We start from the raw sequence: 19294 nt of genomic DNA on the forward strand, positions 1-19294 counted from the left end.
GAAAAGAGGGTACTGCAGAGGTTGGCTGAGATGTGATTTGGTAAGGACCCTAAAAGAATTACAAGAATTTCTTGAACGTGAAATAGAAGAAAGAAAAAAATTGCCTCTATGAGTGAATTTATTGAAAAAGAATTTGGGAAGTTCATAGCGATAATGAAAAGAAATCTGGAAATACTAGAGAAGTCTAAAGAAAACACCGCTTCTATTGGTCAAGTTAAGTTTGATCTTCAAACTGAAGAACTAGCAAAGATAATAAAAGAAATGTTTGTTTCTTTGTTCCCTGACATTACTATGACAGGGTTAAGATTAAACACGAAATTAAGAATTTAATCGAAAAAGCTAAACAGAAAGTTAAAAAAGAGGTGATTGAAAAATGAATTAGTTGATAAGTCAGTTGTTGGTAAGAAGAAAGCTAAAAAAGGATTCGAACACCCAATAGTTAGATTTCCTAAAGAGTTTTTCCGAAATGATTGGGAAAGAAGCTAAGATTTACGAGGTTGATAAGAATAAGTTCCTAATTTCAATAGGTGAAAATGAGTTGGACAACTCTTATGTATTAGTTCGAGTGGATAAAAATCTTCTACAGAAAGCTAAGCAGTTTGGGATAGATATTAGCTCTTTTCTAGAAGAAAAGATTGAAGATCTGATTTTAAGAGCTGACGGTATGCGGCCGCCGGGATTCGAACCCGGGCAACGGGCTCGGGAGGCCCGTGTCCTGCCGCTAGACTACGACCGCTTGTATGCTCATTCTCAGCTAAGCAAATAAACGTTTCGAATTATAATATGTGGCATCACACCACAAATTTATTTTACTCAAAAACGATAGCTGCTGTGCTCATTGATGTTTTGCTTGGCACAATTCTCGGATTCATCGCTGGTTTAACGCCAGGAATCCACAGCAATACCTTTGCGTCCTTAACACTCATTTACTCCTCGAAATTCAGCAATCCCGGTGTAATAATCATTTCTTCATCCATTGCATATACTATTGCCAACATTCTTCCCACTGTGTTGCTTGGAGTTCCCGATGAAGAAACTGCGATTGCTGTCCACCCTGCAAACGAATTGGTTCTGGAGGGTAGGGGCTTCGAGGCTGTGACAATTTCAGCTATCAGCTCTTTTCTTGCTGTTGTTATCAGCTTTCTCCTCTATCCTGCTGTTTGGTTCTTAAGTGTTAACTCCTCTACAGTTAGAAGCTTTACGCCTGTAGCTTTAATTGCGATTTCAGCCTTTCTGATTCTTACTGAGAGAGGGGATGAGTATGGTGGAAGGTATTCCGGATGGCGCAAGAGGCTTTATGCCTTTCTGGTTTTCTCCGTTTCTGGTTTTGCTGGCATCGTTGCGTTCCAGGTTTCGGGATATGTGGAAAATCCTGCAGGCTCTATACTTTTACCTCTGCTGACGGGCCTTTTTGGTGTTCCCATACTGATCCAAACGACTGCTGGCAGAATTCCACCCCAAATTGTGAAGTGGAGGAGACCCGATAGCAATGCAGTCTCTGCCGGAACTCTGGCGGGTTTTCTGGTTTCCCTCTTTCCAGGAGTGAGCAGCGGTGTTGCAACCGTTCTGGCGACAGTTGGAATAAGGGATAGGGAAGGATACGTGGCTGCAGTGAGTGCGGCAAATTCCTCCAACGCTGTACTCTGCTTCTTTATGCTAATCACTGCATCCAGGGCGAGGAGCGGCGCTGCAGAGGCGTTAAGGCAGTTGGGCGATTACCCATCTCCGATCGAGGTTATTATCTTAGCGATAGCATCCGCTTCAATTGCCTTGCTTCTCACCCTTGCCGCATCGAGAGTTGCCTTCTCATACCTTTCAAGGCTGCAGTTCTCGAAACTGTCCATAGCTGTGCTCATCTTTCTGGTAGCCTTAACCCATACCCTTACCGGATTCATGGGGATCATTGTGCTCTTCGTCTCATCCATAATCGGCATGTCTGCTCCACTTCTTGGTGTCAGAAGGGCTAACTGCATGGGGTGCCTGATTATTCTTGTACTGCTTCACTACCTCTGATCTACTTTTTCCTGATCTTAACCACAAAAAACCCCGAGCAGCGATGCTTGTGGGGGTAAAACCGCCCCGCCTTTCTGACTTCAGCATGCTTTAAATCGGGCAAAAATAACGCCTCATCCCCCCACTCAATTTCTTCAACACTCCCGTTCCTTTCTTCCAGCAGAAAGTCCACAACAAACTCGTTCTCTTCAGGCGTGAGGGAGCAGGTGGAGTAAACCAGCACACCTCCCTCCTTGAGACAGTCAAAGGCGGCCAGAATTAAATCCCTCTGGAGAGAGGAGCAGAACAAGATGTCATCTCTCCCCCTGTCAGTCTTTCTCGACGGATCCTTGTGTATTATCCCCTCCCCCGTGCACGGAGCGTCCAGCAAAACTCTGTCAGCCTTTATCCCCACCTCACGAATTCTCCTGCCATCTATGTTAAGCACAGCAACGTTCATCGCCCCCATTCTGTTTATGTTGTCTATCAATGGTTGCAGCCTCTCCTTCTGCGGCTCAATTGCAATCACAACACCCCTGTTCTCCATCAGCATCGATAAAAAGGTCGTTTTTCCTCCCGGGGATGCTGCAAGATCTACAACAACCTCTCCCGGTTTAGGATCAAGAGCAAGAGGGGGGATGCAGGAGCTTTTGTCCATAACATAGTAGTAGCCCATCAGGTATTCGGGTGTCGCTCCAACGGAGTATGGTTCCTCGAGGACTTCCAGGCAATATGGAACCTCAGTTTCCCTTACTCCAAACCCCCTCTCTTCGAGCCTCTTTATCAGGCTCGCTTCCTCCGTCTTTAAAGTGTTGACGCGGATGTACTTCGGAATTCCCTCCTCAAACGCTTTGATTATGCCCTCCGCTTCCTCCTCTCCAAAGAGGCGAATCCACCTCCTAACGATGAACTCGTCGTATCCGTATTTTCGGGCAAGCTTTCTTGCTTTTTTCGATGAAGGAAAATCAAGAACCCTCATTCTTTTATCCTCGCCCTGCCTGGAGGCAAGAACTTCATTATCTCGTCAGGCGTTGCTATAGCCCTCACGATGTGCTTGTCCTCTCCTGCCATCTCGACGAGCTTCTTGGCAATCTCGACACCAAGCTCGTTGTGGTCTTTGCCCCCAATCTCAAGCTCAACGTAGTAGTTCGCCTGCTTCTTCACAGCAGAGACGGGCCCTCCAATCACCCTCAAGCCCTCAACATCAACTCCTACCGCGCAGTTCAGCTCCACCGTTAGGTAGGTTCTTTTACCCGTTATGTAGAAGCTCCCCTTGGGCAGGTACTCTCCCGGCTTTGCAGCCTTTGAAACCTGGTCCGGCAAAACATAGTAAACCTCCCCAGCGTGCTTCCCCTCCTTCCACAAGGCCGAGTAAGTTGCGGCAAACTCCGCAGCCTCCCTTATGCTAACCTCTCCCGCCTCCTGCCCCCTCTTCAGTATAACAGCAGGAGCACCGGGAGTTTGAGTGTGGAAGAACAAATCCCTGCTCTCCAGATGCTTCGACACTATCTCTTCATTCATCTCCGCAGTCCTTCCTCCAATAACCAGAAAACCCTCATTGGTGAAAAACCACCTGTAGTTCTCGTACCACTCCCTCTTCCTCCTCACCTTTATGCTCGTCACAAGCTTCTTCTCAAGTTTCTCTTCAACCTTCTCCATCTCCCTCAAAGTTGCCTCAATTGCCTTCTTCACACCTTCTGCTTTCTCTCTCGCCTTCTTCGCCCTCTCGTAGTAAATGTCTGCGTTCTCGTGAATGCTCTTCTTTATCTCAAGCTCCGCCTCAAAATCGCCTATCTTCACCACGATGGCGTTTTTCTCAGGTTTAACGGCTTTGACAATCTTTTTCAGTTTCTCATCCTTTGAAACAATCTGCTTGATCTCATCCCAGCTCCTTCTCTCCCTCGCAGCCCTGAAAGCCTCGATAATTTTTTCCACCATCTGATAGTTCTCGTAGATAGCATTTCCAATCCTTTTAAACTTCTCAGTCTCTTCCTCGAACCTTTTCAAGCTCTCCTCCTGTATCTGAAGCCTTTTCTTCAGCTTCTCAAGCTCCTCGCTCTTCATCGACTCAAGCTCGTCAATCTCTGCAAGCTTCTTCGAGAAGTAGTCATCCAGAGCTTCGTTGAAAGATTCGAAGTACTTCCTCTCATATTTCGAGTAGTAAAACAAATCCATCGGGACAACGTCGAGGTAGTCGCCATCCTTTATGATAATCTGTGGCCTGGGTGAGAAATTCATCAGCTTCTCAATTTCTTCATCAATCTTCTTCCTTTCCTCCTCGCTCAGCTCCGAGTACTTCTTTTTCTTGTCAATTCCAGCTCTAAGGCAAACTTCCTCCGCGTAAAGCCCACCAAGCCCGGACATTGCGAGAACTCTGACCACTTCCCTATCCTCATCCCTCTTCTCCTTTCTTTCCGGGAATTTGTAAACCTCCCCAACCTTCAACGTGTGTTTTAATGGCATGATGACTCTGTTCTCTTCATTCAGCAGCACAACGTTTCCCTTCGAGAAAAGTTCGGCCACGAGCCTTCTTGCCTCTCCAAAACGCTCGAACTCGATAACCACAACTCTGTCAAAGTCGTACTGCTCTATTTTCCTCACCCTCGCACCTTCGAGGTGCTTCCTCAGCAGCATTGCAAAGGCCGACGGAAATCTCGGAGCCTGCTTGGGAAACTTGGTGAGGTGAATCCTCCTTCCCGCCTCAATTACCAGATCAACCTTCCTGCCAGCGTAAATCCTTATCCTTATCTCGTCTGGCGGGTGGTGGTAAACCTTCTCGACCTTTCCCCCTTCGAGTTCCTTGAGTTCCGCAACGCATGCCTTGATGTCGAATGAGCTTAGCTGTTTCACGAACACAGTATGGGTTTTGATTTAAATAAGGTTGTCCGGTTAAGTTAAATCCCAAGATTCTTTACTGTTGTACGCAAAGGTTGTATCGAAAATACCCTCAGCAAACAATATATACTCTTTCGACTATGTTTACATTGTATGTCTACAACAACATATAGTGTACGAATACCAAAGGAAGTCCGAGAAGCGATGGAGAAAATGAAAGAAGTGAACTGGCAGGAGGAGATAAGAAAGATGATTATCGAAAGAGTTCGTGAGGAGGCAAAAAAGAGACTGATTGCAGAAGCGAGGGAGTTGAGAAAAATGATGAAAAGTTCGAGGATTTCTGAGATGATAAGAGAGGATCGAAATGCCAGATAAGGTTGTTCTTGACTCCAACGTCATTGCGGCAGTCTTTTTCAGGGAGGATGAGGTGGTTTCCAAAGCGGAAAAGATAATAGAGGAATCCAAGACCCTCTACACTATCGACCTCGCAATAGCTGAACTCACAAACGTCGCATGGAAGAAAGTTGTGTTTGGGGGAGAGAAAGTTGAAATTGTGGAGAACGCTCTGGACAAATGCATCGAATTCGTAACGTCTGTCTGTCAGGTCGTAAGATCTGCCGAGCTTTACGATTATGCATTCAAAATTGCCATCGAAAAGAGAATCACAGCTTACGACGCTCTTTTCGTAGCCACATCTGAGAAATACGGTGCTAAGCTAGTCACTGCTGATGTAGAGCTTGCTGAGAAGGTTAATGATGTCATACTTGTAAGGTGATGTATTCCACGGCGAGATGAGCTTCAAAATATTGTAGTGTGTTATCAGTAATTAATTTATGTTGGATGGTAATAGTGACAGCAATGGTCATTAAGCCTAAGCTTGAAATTCTGAGAGAACTCCAAAATTTGATTTGTTACAGTGACTGTAACGCTTTAATTTTCGGACTGATGAAGAAAAACAAGGTGAAAGCATGCAAAAGCGCATCGTCGTGACGATCGTGGTTGCCGCATTAGTTACTCTGACCCTTCACAGCCTTTTCCCCATATGGGATTCTGCCGAACGGTTCAACCTCACTGACCCAGAGAGAACTGTGACACTGAGACCGGTGTTTACTACAACCTTCCAAATGGAAGTGTAATAGAGGTGAAGGATAGAAATCCCTTCCCGTTCGAAATTGAGCTTGATGAAAATGCTAAGAACCTGAAAGTGCCGGAGAAGATCAAAGTGTACAGCTACGAACTTTACCAGAAACCGGACGAAGTGTTTGGAATAGCCAAGTCTTTCGGCGTGCCCGCAGACAAACTGTTTACAATAAAGTTACGCACGCCTACCTCTATCACGATGACAAGCTGAGTTTCGAGTACTACACCTCAACAGGCTATTTCAGGGTGGTCTTCAAGACACCAACTGGAGAAGGATTAGCTCCTCTCCAAAACTCCGGATTACTCAACTACGAATACCGAGAAATTAAAGGAGAGCAGGGAAAGTTCTTTGCCAGAGTCTTGAAAGATTGATTAGAGTTCAGAGTTTTGGAGTAGCCTTAACTCCTGCATTCTCTAAAATCCCGGATTTGGGCTTTTTCTCCCTGATAAAAAGGCTGTAACCCTGTGGAAAGACTTCAAATGTTACCTTGACGCTGTAATTTAGCTCAAAAAATCTTCTTAAAGCCTCACATAATATCAAGTCAGTGTTCTGACCAAGATTAGATGTAACCAGAAGATAGTATCCAGCATCATCTCGTTTAAGGTTCACCTTTGTGGCTTTTCTCGTTGTGATCAAGCACTCCTTAACACCTTCAATAGCTTCTGAAAGAGATATCTCGGAGATGGGTTTGTTGTACTGTCTCCTGATCAGTATTTCAAGCTCATTATCGCAAAGGGCTTTTTCAATTTCTCCGGAAACTACAAGTTCAATCGTTTTAGCGTTGAAAGCAACAAGATTTGCCTCATCCATTATTTCGGTAAGATTGCAGGACCTCTCATTTATACCTCTCTTGTATCTGTCGAAAACAGCCAGAGCCTCTTCGATTACGTTGTTCACTCTTCCATATTCCGCAAGGTATTTCTCGATTATCCTGCTCGCCTCCTCGCTGATCGTTGTGTGCAGTCTTCTTTTCATGATTGGTAATAATCATGAAATTTTAAAAAGTTTTGTGCATGATCGGGGCTATTGTGTGCATGGAACAATTAAATATTATCATGGTTATCCCATAATGATTTTATCTCTGTTGATAGTATGAGTGAGTGATGAGAACAACAATCAATCCACTTGCTGAACTTAAGAGCGATACTGCCGAGATGATTACCAAGAGCATCAAGGAATGGGCTGAGAAGGAAGTCATGCCTTACCGTCATGAGATTGACGACAATTTTGAGATGGCAGAGAGAGCGATGAAAAAGCTGTTTGTTGACATCGGCATGCAGAAGCTTCTGGTTCCAGAGTCTGCCGGAGGGGCGGGATTGAGCTTTGAAGAGCTTCCGCCGATTTTATACCACAGCTTTTCGGAAATAGGAAAGGCTGATGCCGGAATAGGTTTTGTCCTTTCTGCTCTCGTAGCCTCCTCTGCTTCAGCAATTGGTAGTGAGGTTTTCGACTTTATGGTTGATAAGCTCTCCAGCGGTTTCTGCAGAGTGTCCATTGTGCCGCCGCAGTTCGGAAACGACGATTTCAGAGGTTTTGAACTTGCCAAAGCGGTTGAAAAAGGTAATAAAATCAGGATTAAATTTTACGGCAGACCTCTCAACTCTGGCTTCGATGCTGACCTCTTTGTAGTATTCTGCAACTATGATGGAGTCTCTCTTGCCGTTCTTGACGGAGAAGAGGTGGAGAGAGGAGAAATCGTAAAGACTGCAGGGCTAAATGCGAGCAGAAACTGCGATGTAAGAATAAAGGCTGAAGTTGAGAAGAGCAGAATAATAAAGGGTGATGCCTGGAAAAGGCTGGAAATATACCTTAATCTCTGCCTTTCCTCGCTGTGCGTTGGTTCTGCGGTTGATTCGTGCAGAATCGTTGGCGATTGGGCTGAGAAGAGGTTCATAAGGGGGAAACCGCTTAAAGATAATACTGTTGATGCTGAGGTGCTCGGAGAGGTGGCGAAAGAGGCGATTGAAGCGAGCATGGCTGCTCAGTTTCTGGCGAAGTCGATGCTTGAGGACAGGAGCGATGATGAGATACACACGCTATCAGCAATTACGGCTTTGAAATGCTCAGGAGCTGCCTTCAATGTCGCTGATAGAGCGATGGAACTCATGGCATCTCAGGGATACGCGAGGGAGGGGTTGCTGGAGAAGCAGTGGAGAGATGCTAAGAGCATTGCGGCATTGTTGAACCAGCAGCACTCTTTGCTTGAGCTCTCTGAAAGATTTTTCGCCAGTAAGCTGTGGGAGAGGTGATATTTTGGAGTTTGCAAGAATTCGAGAGTTTGAGTCTCCCCTTGAGAGGTACCTTGCAGAGATGATAAAGGATTGGGGAGAAAAGTACGTTCTGCCATACAGAAGAGAGTTTGACGAGGACTGGAAGGAGCACCGCTACGTTGAGCCAGCTCTTGAGAAACTGATGGTTGGTTATGGCTTTCAGATGGGCGTTTTTCCCGGGGAGTTTGGTGGGTGGGGAATTGGCAATTCCGACTACTTCGGCTCCATAACTGCGAGGTTGATGGAGGAAATTGGAAGATACGACACTGGCATTGCTGTTTCGGTTGGTGTAACCTTCTGGCCGCTTTTCATGATAACTGTAAAGCCTCACATTAACTATGACCTATGTGCCGAATTTTCCGAGCTTTTTGCCAGGAAAAAGCTGACGATAGCTGCAAACGCCATGACAGAACCGCAGGGCGGATCGGACATCGAAAATCTGGACGAGTTGAGGGGAAAGACCATCAGAACGACTGCAGTTCTTGATGGTGATGAGTGGGTTATCAACGGGCACAAGCTCTGGCCCACCAACACGGGAGGAATGGCGGATCTGTTCGGTGTTGTTTGCACGACAAAGCCCGGAGAAGCTGATGAGAAGTATTTTGCCTACATATACATCCCTGCCAATTTGCCGGGAGTAAAGCAGGGAGAGCCGTATCGCAAGGCAGGGATGGCGGCTGACAAGAACTCCGACATATGGTTCGACAACGTTAGGGTGCCGAAGCATTACAGAGCGTGGGGAGAAGGTCTTGATGCCAAATACTTCAGGGAAATAATCGCCACGGGTTGTCTAGGGAGTGCGGCGATGACTCTAGGTGCGATGGAGAACATATACGAGATTCTTTACGAGAAGTGTGGTGAGCTTAGATACCGGGGAAAACCTCTAAAGGAGAACACCGCTGTCGCAGCAGTTCTCGCAGACATAGCTGCCGAGATTGAGGTGAGCAGGGCAGCGGTTTACACCTACGCCAGAATGCTCGACCGACCGGATATCTACGGTGAAAGATACTCTGCCGAAATGGTTGCGAGAGGCAGGGCTTTGAAGCTGAAGGTTTGCGATGCCTGCTGTGATGTTGCAAGGAAAGCGGTGGATTTACTCTCTCATTATGGAATAGACAGAAGCTTCGACGTGGAGAAGCACTGGAGGGACGTCAAAATGGTCCAGCTCTGGATGGGGGGAAGGCAGCTCTGTCAGATGGATGTTGCAAGGCATTTTTATGATTGCAAGCAGCTTTGAGGTGGTATTATGGGCGATATGAGCTTTGGAATTTTCAAAATTCTTGCGGAATCTCCATTCTACAAAGAGCTTCTCAGAAAGTCCGCAAATGAGTTCTTTAATCCAGCCGTTGTGGAAAGTGAGGTTAGAGAGATACTGGATAAGGATATAGAATTTACAGCAACTGTTTTCAGCCTTATGCCGAGAACCGCAAATACGCTCTTTGGAGTAATGAGGAGGTTCAATGCATATTCGAGCAAATTCACAAGTGACGCTCTCGTGGGGATGTTTAAAGGAGTTGCAGGCGATTTTGATGCGAAATATGCTGCGGAAACGCTGAACGAATTCTTTGATGGAATGGAGAGGCTGAGAAAAGACCATCCAACGCTATTTGCTGAGGTAACCGGTGAGAAATTAGGGGAGTTTCTCGAAACACTGGACTTTGGTAAGCTGAGGAAGTTTGTTGAAGATTCCGCTTATTGCTCACAGGATGTTTTTGAGATTCTGAACGAGAAAATTGTCAGCAATCCGATTAAGGTTGCAAATCTGATGGCTTCAGTGCCTGCGGTGGCCAACGCAAGCATCGCCATTGCAAATGACGCTTTGCAGAGAGCAGAGATGCCGGCTGAGCTTCTCGCAAGTGCAACCTTTAAAACGCTGGAGAGTCTGAATGTTGAGGATCTGGCAAAGCTGGTCGAGAATCTGGCGAAATTCGTAAACAGGTTGCACGAGGGCAACTACATACTGGGAAGGGGCGAAAGAAAATTCAAGGAGGTTACTGAGAATTTAATCGAGAAACTTCTTAACAACGTAGATGTTGAGGGGCTGAAAAAAGCCATTCTTGCCGTTCTGGATGATGCAGGAGATGTGAATGAGGCCTTTGTCAATGCACTCTGGCGGAATCCTGTTGCTTTGATGTCCTTGACTTCTTTAATTCCTGTCACAATTAACGTCCTTGTCGAGATGCTAAGCAGATTCCTGTCAAAATTCGAAGAGCTACCAGCTGAACTGACATCGCAAATTTTAACGGCGATCATAAAGGAAATAGATGCTGAAAAGCTGGGAGATGTTATCACTGCTGCTGCAAAAACCTTCAACGAGGTTGTAGAGAGAAATCCTGAGGTAATTTCGGGAGCAATCAATACGGCAATCGCTTCTGCAGACAGCAAAGAGGTTGAAAAGTTAATCAACAACTTGACAAAGTCTTTTGTTGAAGTTTTGCTCTCAAATCCCGAACTTCTCACAGCAGCAGTAACACCACTTGTCCAGTCCCTTGCCGGTATTGTTAAGATCAACAAAGGAGGTGGAGAATGAGTTTATCGAAAATTCATGAAATAGCATCAACTCTTGAGAACGAATACGTGGAAAAGTGGAGGTCAGAGGGAAATGCGGTTGTAGGCCATGCCTGCATAGCCATGCCGAAGGAAGTGGCTGAGGCCGTCAGAATCTTGCCATTCAGATTGAGAGGGGCTGGAAACGCAGATACTTCTACAGCGGACTCATACCTTTCGAGGTACAACTGCAGCTTATGCAGAAGCTGTCTCGAATTGGTTCTTAATGGCAGCTACGACTTCCTCGACGGTCTTGTGAGAGTGAGAGGATGTGACCACTGGATGGGCACCTTTGATGAAGTTCAGCATGCGAAAAATCCAGAGTTCATGCATTACTTCAAAGTTCCCCACCTCGTTAACGGAGACACGCTTGAATTCTTCTCAAATGAAATTAAAAGGTTGAAGGAGGCTTTTGAGAACAGATTTGGTGTTGAAATTACCGAAGACGAAATTGTGAGGTATGCAAAAGTTCAGGATGAAATAAACGAGAAAATGAGGGAGTTCTACAGGCTGAGGTTCAAGAAGCCGAGATTTTACGGGAGTGATGCGATAGCTGTTGTTGTGGCGAGAGAGTCTTTGCCATCGGAGGTGTTTCTGCAACTGCTTGAATCTGCAATGGCTGAGAAAAAGAAAGTGGATTTTAGAGCTAAGGTTCTGCTCGCTGGCAGTCCTCTTGATGAGATTGAGCTCATAAGGAAGATAGAAGAGATGGGTGCATTGATCGTGGCCGAAACAACTTGCTTTGGAGGAGGGAGCTTCTGGAACATGGCTGAGTATGATGGAAGTGAAATTTACGATTTTCTGGCAGCTAAATACCTCAACAACCTGAAGATCTGCGCAAGAATGTTTGGAGAGTACGCTTTCAGGAAGAACTTCATTAAAAGCATGGCCGTAGAGGCTGAGGTAGATGGTGTGATTTTGCAGCACAACAAGTTCTGTGATCTGTTTGGCATTGAAAATGCGAAGCTGAGAATGGATCTTGAAAAGGATGGCATACCGGTTCTGGTTCTTGAGAAGGAGTATGCCTCTACAGCCGACATTGGCAGGATAAAGACGAGAGTTCAGGCTTTCCTTGAGAGGTTGAAAAGGTGATATTATGAATGAAATTCCGGGGTTGGTCAAAAGAGGTTCTGAAATTTTAAGAACCATCGAAAAAATTGGAAAATACAGCAAAAGTGAACTTGAGGGACTTGCAAGGTTGACTGGAGAAATACAGGGTCATACGATTCTCTCTTTTCTCGACAAGAGGCATGGTGATGCTGGTCTGTATTTTCTGAAGAATGTACTTTCAAAGCACGTGAACGAGGCGGTGAAGGCTAAGGAGAAAGGTAAGAAGGTTATACTGATACCATTCAACTTTCCACCGGAACTCATTCATGCATTTGAGAACGCTGTCCCTCTGACGACCGAAATGATGAGCACGATGGGCGCCCTTGCACTTGAAGGAGAAGGAGAACCGTACTGGGACTATGCAATGTCTCTCGGAATCCCTGACTACGTATGCTCTTCAAACACTACTGCTCTTGGCTCAATGCTTACCGCTATGAAGGGTTTAGAAATAGCCCCTGATGCAATGATATCAGCCTGCCCTGGAGCGTGTGACGCCAACTCGAAAATTCACGAGTTTGTGGCTGAAACGCTCAACGTCCCAGAATTCATGCTGGATAAGATGGGGGACGGCGTTTTCGACTACGAACTCTACAGAAAGCTCTTCCTGAACATGGTTAGAGAGATTGAAGAATTTGTGGGAGAAGAGATAGATGAAGACAGAATTGTTAAGGTGATAGAAAACGGTAACACCTGCACGGAGCTCTACTGGGAGCTTCACGAACTCAAAAAACACTCCCCATGCCCGGTTCCCAACATGTTCACCATGCTTAGCTGTGGAACCCGCTTTACCATGTGGGGAAGAGACGAAGCAGTTTCTATGTTCGAAAAGCTCCTTGAGGTGGCAGAGAAGAGATTGAAGAGGGGAGAGTATCCTGCTGAGAGGGAAATTGCGAGGAGTTTGTGGGTTTATACAGGCTATTACATAGACCTCTACGACCTCTGGCTATGGATGGAGGATAACGGGATAACTTATCTTACCGACATTTTGAATTCAGGCGGATTTCCTCAAATTTACGAGGTTTTCACGAAAGAAGATGCACTTGAAGCAATCATCAAAACTTCTTGGGACTACCAGATGACAAGGCAGATGGGCGCTGAAAACATGGGGTTGAGGTGGACTGAGGACTTCATCTATCTGGCAGAAGATCTGAACGCAAACTGTGCGATTTACTGCGGTCATCATGCATGCAAGCAGTCCCAAGCTGTTTTCAGGATACTTCGCGATGGCATGAGCAGTAAGGGAATTCCTGTCCTGAAGCTTGATGGGGATGCATGGAACCGAAGAATAACATCTGTAAGCGTCCTTCAGGAGATGATTCTCGACTTCGTTCAGAATGTTGTTGCCAAGAAAAGGAGAAGAAGGAGGGGAAGCAGGAGGTGATTTGTTGCTTTTCGGTGGAACCGACGTTGGTTCTTTAACAGCACAGGCAGTTTTGCTTGAAGATGGCAGAATAACCGGGTACAGAAACATCAGAGTTCTGCCAAATCCTGTTGAATCTGCCAAGAAAGTCATGGGAGAGCTTCTTGAAGAGGTTGGAGTGAGTCCGGATGATGTAGTGATATTCTCAACAGGTTATGGCAGAGAGAAGCTGGTTGAAGACGGATTTGCTAAAGAGCACGTGAGTGAGATAAGCTGCCACGGCAGAGGAGCATTCTGGCTGAATCCAGCGATAAGAACGATAATTGACATCGGCGGACAGGATGCGAAGGTCATCAGAATTGATGGGAATGGCAATTTAGCTAATTTCGTGATGAACGACAAATGCGCGGCTGGAACGGGTAGGTTTCTTGAAATACAGGCAAGAGCCCTCGGTCTGACTCTGGATGAACTTGGAGAGATGACATTCAAAGCTTCAAATCCAGTCGCAATAACCGCGAGATGCAGCATATATGCTGAAACAGAAGTCTTGCACTACATGCAGCGCAAATTTCCCAAAGAGGATATCGCCGCGGGAGTGAACAGGTCAATGGCGGAGAGGATATACTACCTTGCAAGGCGAGTTGGAGTGGAGAGAGAGGTTACGCTGACTGGAGGTGTGGCAAAGAACAGAGGGGTAAAGCATGAGCTTGAGAAGATTCTGGGAGTAAAATTCGTTGATCTTGGCGTCGATCCGCAGATTGTGGGAGCTCTTGGAGCGGCGATTTTTGCAATGGAGAAGTACGGGGGTGAATGAATGTTTCTCGGCGTTGACGTTGGGATGAGGTTCACCAAGGCGGTTCTTTGGGATGGAAAGGTGGTTTCAGCAGCCATAGAGGAGACGAGAGGAGATATGGAGTCGGTTTTGAAGAACTTGAGAGGAAAAATTGGGGATTTTGAACACTGCTGCTCAACGGGTAGCGGTGCTGGACTTGTAGATTTTGCGGAAGTGAAGGAAGATGATGTTGTATGCCTCGCGATTGCTGCGAGAGATATTGTTGATGCGGACTTCGTTCTGGACATAGGCGGGCAGAGCATCACGGCGATATCGGTTGATAAGGATGGCAACGTTATAGATTTCATGAGAAATGACAAGTGTGCGAGCGGGAGCGGAAGGTTTTTGGAGGTGATGAGCTCCGCACTCGGAATTGCGGTTGAAGAAATTGATGAAGCTGCATCAAAAGCTGACAGAAAGCTTTCAACAACCTCGCAATGTGCGGTTTTCGCAGAAAGCGAGGTGGTTTCCTATGTAAATGAGGGTGAAAGCAAGGAAAACATTATTGCTGCAGTTTGCGACTCAATTGCCAAGCTCGCAGTCGCTCAGGCTAACAGGTTTGGCATTGGAGGAAGATACACAATTACAGGTGGCGTGGCAAAGTTCAAAAGCATAACCGAGAGAATTGCGGAGGCTATTGGCGGGGAGTATGTGGAATTCCCACATCCTCAGCTTGCTGCATCCATAGGGGCTGCGATAGTTGCGGAAGAGGAATTTGGAGATGTTTGAAGAGCTTGTTTCCGAGATTCGACGGTTTGTGAATGGAAAAGTTGAAGAGGGGTTGGTTGATATAAGAGATTGTCAGGAATTTCCAGGGTGGGATAGAGGGAAGGATGTAATTTTGAGAGGGGAGCTTGCCTACGAGCTTGGTAAGCAGAGTTCAGCATTGCTTCTAATGTGGGGAGAGGCTGAGAACAGGATTTATCTGCCAAAGAAAAATGGGAGAGAGCAGCTGGCTGTCATCGTCATCTCCGAAGCTGAAGTTGATGATGCCTACGAGTGTTTCAGGGCTATGAGAGATGCATTTTACAGTCTGAATCTCAGAGGCGTTACAATCAGGAGTCTGCCAAGTCATATGAGGGTCTGGTTGAGGGTTGGGGTTAATGCGGATAGAGAGGGTTTCAACCTCGGAGTTTTTGGCAGGGCGATCATTGAGTCCATGAACTCCCTCGATTTTGTAAGGGCTACCGACGTCATATTTCTCACCTCTAAAGAGGAGATTGAAGTGTTGAAAGAGCAGTTTTCGAAGGGAAAGAAGATTGTGGAAGCGCTGATAAAAATGCATGAGGAGAAGGTTTTGAACTGCGATGAATGCAATTACAGCGATGTGTGCAGCGAGATTCCTGAACTCAGAAGGATAAGGGAGAGAATGAGAAAAAAGAGGGATAAAGGATGAGAATCGCAGTTGTCGGGAAAGGTGGTGTAGGAAAGACTTCAATCTCTGCGATGCTCGTAAAATTGCTCTCAGAGAACCATAAAATTCTGGCCGTGGATGCTGATCCTGCTGGTGGGCTGGCGATGTCTCTAGGGGTTAAAGTCAAGAAGACACTCAATGACGTGAGAGAGGAGATTATCGAGTTGCTGAGGCAGAAATACGACAAAGTGGAGATTGCAGCATCTGTGGACTACAAGATTTTTGAGGTACTAGTTGAGGGGAGTGGATTTGCCTTACTTGCCGTTGGAAGACCTGAGGAGGAGGGATGCTACTGCCAGCTCAATACCATGCTGCGAGAGGCGATTGAGATTCTATCCAAGTCCTTTGACTACACAATTATTGATGGAGAGGCGGGGATTGAGCAGATAAACCGCAGGGTAATGAGGAGCGTTGACTCACTTCTCGTCGTAACAGACATGTCCAAGAAGGGGTTTCAGGTGGCCGAGCAGATATTAAAGGTTGCAAAGAAGGCTACAGGGTTCAAGAGGGCGGGTTTAATAGTTAACAGAGTAAAGACAGGGGCTGAGGTTGAGGTGGAGGCGAGAAGCAAAGGATTTGATTTTATCCATGTTGTTCCTGAAGATGAGATGATTTCAAAATTTGACGTTGAGGGGAAGTCTTTTTTGGAGCTTCCTGAGTGTGCCGCTTTAAAGAGCGTTAGGGGTATTGTTGGGTGTTTAGATGAGTTGATTTGAAGTATGGTCTCCCCTGCAATCCTGTATTCGTTTCTCCCCACCTCAAGTTGAGAGTTAACCGCTCTAAAGTGGCGATATCGTGGAGTATAAATATGCCGTTTGAGCTTGACAGGAGCGCTGCAAAGTTAAGATGCTATGTTTGCAATAAAATTTACAATTCGGTTTCTGATACAATTTCACCAATACATCTAAACTCATTTGTTGATTTAAAAATTAAACCAAAAAGTTAAGTAAAATTGAATGTATCATTATGATGGAGTGAATATTGTGAGGTGAGCAACCGTGATGGATAAACTTTCCCTTTTCACACACTTCACGAATAACATAGTAACGAGAAAAACCCTTCAGGGCTTAACTGCATACTGCTCAACCTGCAAGAAGTCGAGGCTCGAGGTTGCTCTGGAATTGGCTCTTGGTTATCGGAGTGATGCCTGCTGGAAGTGCAGGGCAGCAGCCAAGTTTGTCGGAGCTGTTCTCGACAGGGGAGCAGAAGCATTCAATGTCACGATGGATGAACTCAGGGAGAAGTTCAAAGATGCTTACTGGAGAAAGGGACTGGCAAGTGTTATAAAAGGGATTGCCCATTTTGGCGTGAGAAAACCGTTCGTTCCGGGTGCCCCATTCCAGGTTGTGTGGGATGTGACCTACGCATGCAACCTCCGATGCAAGCACTGCTACGCAACGGCAGGGAAAGCTTTGCATGATGAGCTCACCACCGATGAAGCTCTCGACCTCATAAACAGGCTCGACAGGCTGGGCGTGACGATAATTGCATTCTCAGGTGGTGAGCCTCTGGTCAGGAAGGACATCTTCGAGCTTACAAGTTATGCCGCTGAAAAAGGAATCTACGTTGCGGTAGCGACCAACGGAACTCTAATTACCGAAGAAAAGGCCAAAGAGATGAAGGAGAATGGTGTGGGATACGTGCAGATAAGTCTTGACGGAGTAAAGGAAACGCATGAGGCCTTCAGGGGGATAAAAGGGTGCTTTGACAGAACCGTTGAGGGGATAAAGAATGCGGTAAAGGCGGGGCTGTTTGTCAACGTATCGATGACGGTTACGAAATTCAACTATGAGGATGTCCCGGCAGTCGTCGAGTTATGCGAAAAACTTGGTGTTAACTGGTTCATGCACTACAACTTCATTCCTACAGGGAGGGGCAGAGAGATAGTTGAGTCGGACATAGCACCAGAGCAGAGGGAGGAACTGCTGAAGTGGCTGTACAAGAAAAACTACTCCTCAAACATCTCTCTCCTCTCAACCGCTCCTCAGTTTGCCAGAGTTGCGCTGCAGTGTCAGGGAGAGATTGTACCAACCCACTTCTACAACGTCAATGCCGGAGAGAGGCTGAGGGAACTGGCGGAGTTCATTGGCGGTTGTGGGGCGGGAAGGTTTTACTTCGCCATAAAGGCGAATGGGGACATTCAGCCGTGTGTGTTTTTCCCGCTTAAAGTGGGGAATGTGAGAGAGGATGATCTGGAGGAGTTATGGTTGCACAACCACGTCTTTGAGGATTTGAGAGACAAGGACTTGCTTGAAGGTTGTGGGAGCTGTAGTTACAGGTATGTTTGCGGCGGTTGCAGGGCGAGAGCCTACAACTACTTCGGCGACTACCTGAAGCCTGATCCGGGGTGTGTGAACAACAGGAAGTGGTGGGAAAGGGTAAAGGAGTATGAGCTATACTATATCTCTGGTAAATCCAAACGCTGCTGTTGAAGTGGTCAAGAGGCTGGGGATTTCCACACCTCCTCTCGGCCTGGGTTACCTTGCGGCAGCTTTGAGGGAGAAGGGATTCAGGGTTCAAATCATTGACGACCTCGTGGAGAAGCTGAGTTTCGAGAAGCTTGTGGAGAGGTTGAAGAACTCCGAGATTGTGGGGATAACCTCTACAACGGCAACGTTCAACTCTGCTCTAAGGTATGCCAAAATGATAAAGGAGAAGCTCGGTGCATTCGTTATAATGGGGGGAGTCCACGTAACCTTCCGCCCTTTTGATGCACTCAGACACGACTTTGTCGATGCGGTCTGCATGGGGGAGGGAGAGGAAACAATTGCTGAAGTTGCGGAGAGAGTTGAGGCCGGGAAAAGCCTGAATGGCGTTGAAGGGGTGATTTACAGAGATAAAGGAAAGATTGTAGATAACGGTCCGAGAGGATTCATCGAGGACCTTGATTCCCTCCCTTTTCCCGCTTTTGACTTAATGCCACTCGAAAAGTACTCTCTCCTGGGCCAAAAACTTGAGCAGTTCCCCATGATAACCTCCCGGGGCTGCCCTTTCGCCTGCAGGTACTGCAGCTCCTCGCTCTTTCTCGGGAGAAGATTCAGGGCAAGGAGTGCAAAAAACGTCGTGGATGAAATGGAGTGGCTCGCCGAGAATTTCGGGGCGAAGCACATCGCGTTTGGGGATGACACCTTCACATTAAACAGAAAAAGAGTTTTTGAGATCTGTGATGAGATAAAGAAGAGGGGACTTGATGTTGAATGGAGCTGCTCATCAAGAGTTGACACAATAAACGAAGAAATGCTCCGCAAAATGAGAGAAGCGGGATGTTCGGTAATATACTACGGTGTTGAATCTGCAAATAAAGAAATTCTGAACAAATACTACAGGAAAAGGATAAAGCTCGATGCTGTTAAAAGGGCGATTGAGATTACGAAAAAGGTGGGAATTGAGACAGTTTGCTCTTTCATCATCGGTGCTCCGCATGAAACGAAAAAGGACGTAAAAGAGACTCTAAAGTTGGCTATTAAGCTCAACCCTGATTATGCACAGTTCTCAATCCTTACGCCGTATCCGGGAACAGAAATTTATGAAGAGGCGAAGGAAAAAGGACTCATTCTCACTGAAAACTTTGACGATTACACCGCCGGTAAGCCTGTTTTGAAAAACTTATATATGACTTCTGAGGAGATTTCAAAGCTTCTGAAACATTGCTATCTCCGCTTCTACATCCGACCGAGTTTTATATGGAAAGAAATCAGAAAGGGGCGTTTGAAAGTTGTGTTTGAAATTTTGAAGAGGGCCATGAGAGGAGAAGAATGATATATTTTACATTAAGGCTTTGTAAAATGCGGGG

19 protein-coding genes and 1 tRNA gene are annotated in these 19294 nt (G+C 46.3%); 16 read left to right on the forward strand and 4 right to left on the reverse strand.

Annotated features, from left to right (window positions below):
• Window positions 1-108 precede the first annotated feature (108 nt).
• A complete protein-coding gene (locus H0Z19_RS07520) occupies window positions 109-330 on the forward strand; it encodes a hypothetical protein (protein ID WP_290725372.1) in 222 nt (73 codons plus the stop codon).
• A 335-nt stretch (window positions 331-665) separates the two neighbouring features.
• On the opposite strand, the gene H0Z19_RS07525 is transcribed toward H0Z19_RS07520, so the two are convergent.
• Window positions 666-736: transfer RNA gene (locus H0Z19_RS07525), tRNA-Gly, on the reverse strand.
• Between the two features lie 95 nt (window positions 737-831).
• On the opposite strand from H0Z19_RS07525, the gene H0Z19_RS07530 reads away from it, so the two are divergent.
• A complete protein-coding gene (locus tag H0Z19_RS07530; protein ID WP_290725374.1) occupies window positions 832-2013 on the forward strand; it encodes a tripartite tricarboxylate transporter permease in 1182 nt (393 codons plus the stop codon).
• A gap of 1 nt (window position 2014) precedes the next feature.
• Here H0Z19_RS07530 and H0Z19_RS07535 read toward each other — a convergent pair whose 3' ends face one another.
• Together H0Z19_RS07535 and rqcH are read right to left on the reverse strand one after the other, a co-directional pair.
• Window positions 2015-2971, reverse strand: coding sequence for an NOL1/NOP2/sun family putative RNA methylase (locus H0Z19_RS07535; protein ID WP_290725375.1), 957 nt, complete (start codon window positions 2969-2971; stop codon window positions 2015-2017).
• Window positions 2968-4842, reverse strand: a complete 1875-nt coding sequence (gene rqcH / locus H0Z19_RS07540; RefSeq protein WP_290725376.1) for a ribosome rescue protein RqcH — start codon at window positions 4840-4842, stop codon at window positions 2968-2970. Before rqcH ends, H0Z19_RS07535 begins: the two co-directional genes overlap by 4 nt.
• Before the next feature lie 189 nt (window positions 4843-5031).
• Between rqcH and H0Z19_RS07545 the strand changes: the two genes are divergently transcribed.
• The 3 genes from H0Z19_RS07545 to H0Z19_RS07555 all read left to right on the forward strand — a co-directional run bounded on the left by H0Z19_RS07545 (window position 5032) and on the right by H0Z19_RS07555 (window position 6178).
• Entirely contained in the window at window positions 5032-5202 is a 171-nt protein-coding gene (locus H0Z19_RS07545; RefSeq protein WP_290725378.1) for a hypothetical protein, read from the forward strand.
• Window positions 5192-5602 carry a type II toxin-antitoxin system VapC family toxin gene (locus tag H0Z19_RS07550; RefSeq protein WP_290725379.1) on the forward strand — a complete coding sequence of 137 codons (411 nt, stop codon included), beginning with the start codon at window positions 5192-5194 and terminating at the stop codon, window positions 5600-5602. Before H0Z19_RS07545 ends, H0Z19_RS07550 begins: the two co-directional genes overlap by 11 nt.
• A gap of 366 nt (window positions 5603-5968) precedes the next feature.
• Window positions 5969-6178 (forward strand): hypothetical protein, encoded by a 210-nt coding sequence (locus tag H0Z19_RS07555; RefSeq protein ID WP_290725380.1) that lies wholly within the window; start codon window positions 5969-5971, stop codon window positions 6176-6178.
• Between the two features lie 168 nt (window positions 6179-6346).
• Here the strand turns inward: H0Z19_RS07555 and H0Z19_RS07560 are convergent, their stop codons facing one another.
• A complete protein-coding gene (locus H0Z19_RS07560) occupies window positions 6347-6943 on the reverse strand; it encodes a hypothetical protein (protein ID WP_290725381.1) in 597 nt (198 codons plus the stop codon).
• 128 nt (window positions 6944-7071) lie between these two features.
• On the opposite strand from H0Z19_RS07560, the gene H0Z19_RS07565 reads away from it, so the two are divergent.
• The 11 genes from H0Z19_RS07565 (at window position 7072) to H0Z19_RS07615 (ending at window position 19260) form a co-directional block, all read left to right on the forward strand.
• A complete protein-coding gene (locus tag H0Z19_RS07565; protein WP_290725382.1) occupies window positions 7072-8217 on the forward strand; it encodes an acyl-CoA dehydrogenase family protein in 1146 nt (381 codons plus the stop codon).
• A 4-nt stretch (window positions 8218-8221) separates the two neighbouring features.
• Window positions 8222-9475 (forward strand): acyl-CoA dehydrogenase family protein, encoded by a 1254-nt coding sequence (locus H0Z19_RS07570; protein WP_290725384.1) that lies wholly within the window; start codon window positions 8222-8224, stop codon window positions 9473-9475.
• Between the two features lie 9 nt (window positions 9476-9484).
• Window positions 9485-10768: a hypothetical protein gene (locus H0Z19_RS07575; protein WP_290725386.1), complete on the forward strand. Its 1284-nt coding sequence runs from the start codon at window positions 9485-9487 to the stop codon at window positions 10766-10768.
• On the forward strand, window positions 10765-11877 hold the full coding sequence (locus tag H0Z19_RS07580) for a 2-hydroxyacyl-CoA dehydratase family protein (protein WP_290725388.1): 1113 nt from the start codon (window positions 10765-10767) through the stop codon (window positions 11875-11877). Before H0Z19_RS07575 ends, H0Z19_RS07580 begins: the two co-directional genes overlap by 4 nt.
• Before the next feature lie 4 nt (window positions 11878-11881).
• Window positions 11882-13276 carry a 2-hydroxyacyl-CoA dehydratase family protein gene (locus H0Z19_RS07585; RefSeq protein ID WP_290725390.1) on the forward strand — a complete coding sequence of 465 codons (1395 nt, stop codon included), beginning with the start codon at window positions 11882-11884 and terminating at the stop codon, window positions 13274-13276.
• A gap of 4 nt (window positions 13277-13280) precedes the next feature.
• Entirely contained in the window at window positions 13281-14069 is a 789-nt protein-coding gene (locus tag H0Z19_RS07590) for an acyl-CoA dehydratase activase (protein WP_290725392.1), read from the forward strand.
• Window positions 14070-14816, forward strand: coding sequence for an acyl-CoA dehydratase activase (locus H0Z19_RS07595; RefSeq protein ID WP_290725394.1), 747 nt, complete (start codon window positions 14070-14072; stop codon window positions 14814-14816).
• Window positions 14809-15483 carry a hypothetical protein gene (locus H0Z19_RS07600; protein WP_290725396.1) on the forward strand — a complete coding sequence of 225 codons (675 nt, stop codon included), beginning with the start codon at window positions 14809-14811 and terminating at the stop codon, window positions 15481-15483. Before H0Z19_RS07595 ends, H0Z19_RS07600 begins: the two co-directional genes overlap by 8 nt.
• Window positions 15480-16217, forward strand: coding sequence for an AAA family ATPase (locus tag H0Z19_RS07605; RefSeq protein WP_290725398.1), 738 nt, complete (start codon window positions 15480-15482; stop codon window positions 16215-16217). Before H0Z19_RS07600 ends, H0Z19_RS07605 begins: the two co-directional genes overlap by 4 nt.
• 285 nt (window positions 16218-16502) lie before the next feature.
• Window positions 16503-17933, forward strand: coding sequence for a radical SAM protein (locus H0Z19_RS07610; protein ID WP_290725426.1), 1431 nt, complete (start codon window positions 16503-16505; stop codon window positions 17931-17933).
• Window positions 17890-19260, forward strand: coding sequence for a radical SAM protein (locus tag H0Z19_RS07615; protein ID WP_290725400.1), 1371 nt, complete (start codon window positions 17890-17892; stop codon window positions 19258-19260). Before H0Z19_RS07610 ends, H0Z19_RS07615 begins: the two co-directional genes overlap by 44 nt.
• Window positions 19261-19294 lie beyond the last annotated feature (34 nt).

Origin of the sequence: Archaeoglobus sp. (assembly GCF_017656475.1) — an archaeon.
GTDB lineage: Archaea > Halobacteriota > Archaeoglobi > Archaeoglobales > Archaeoglobaceae > Archaeoglobus.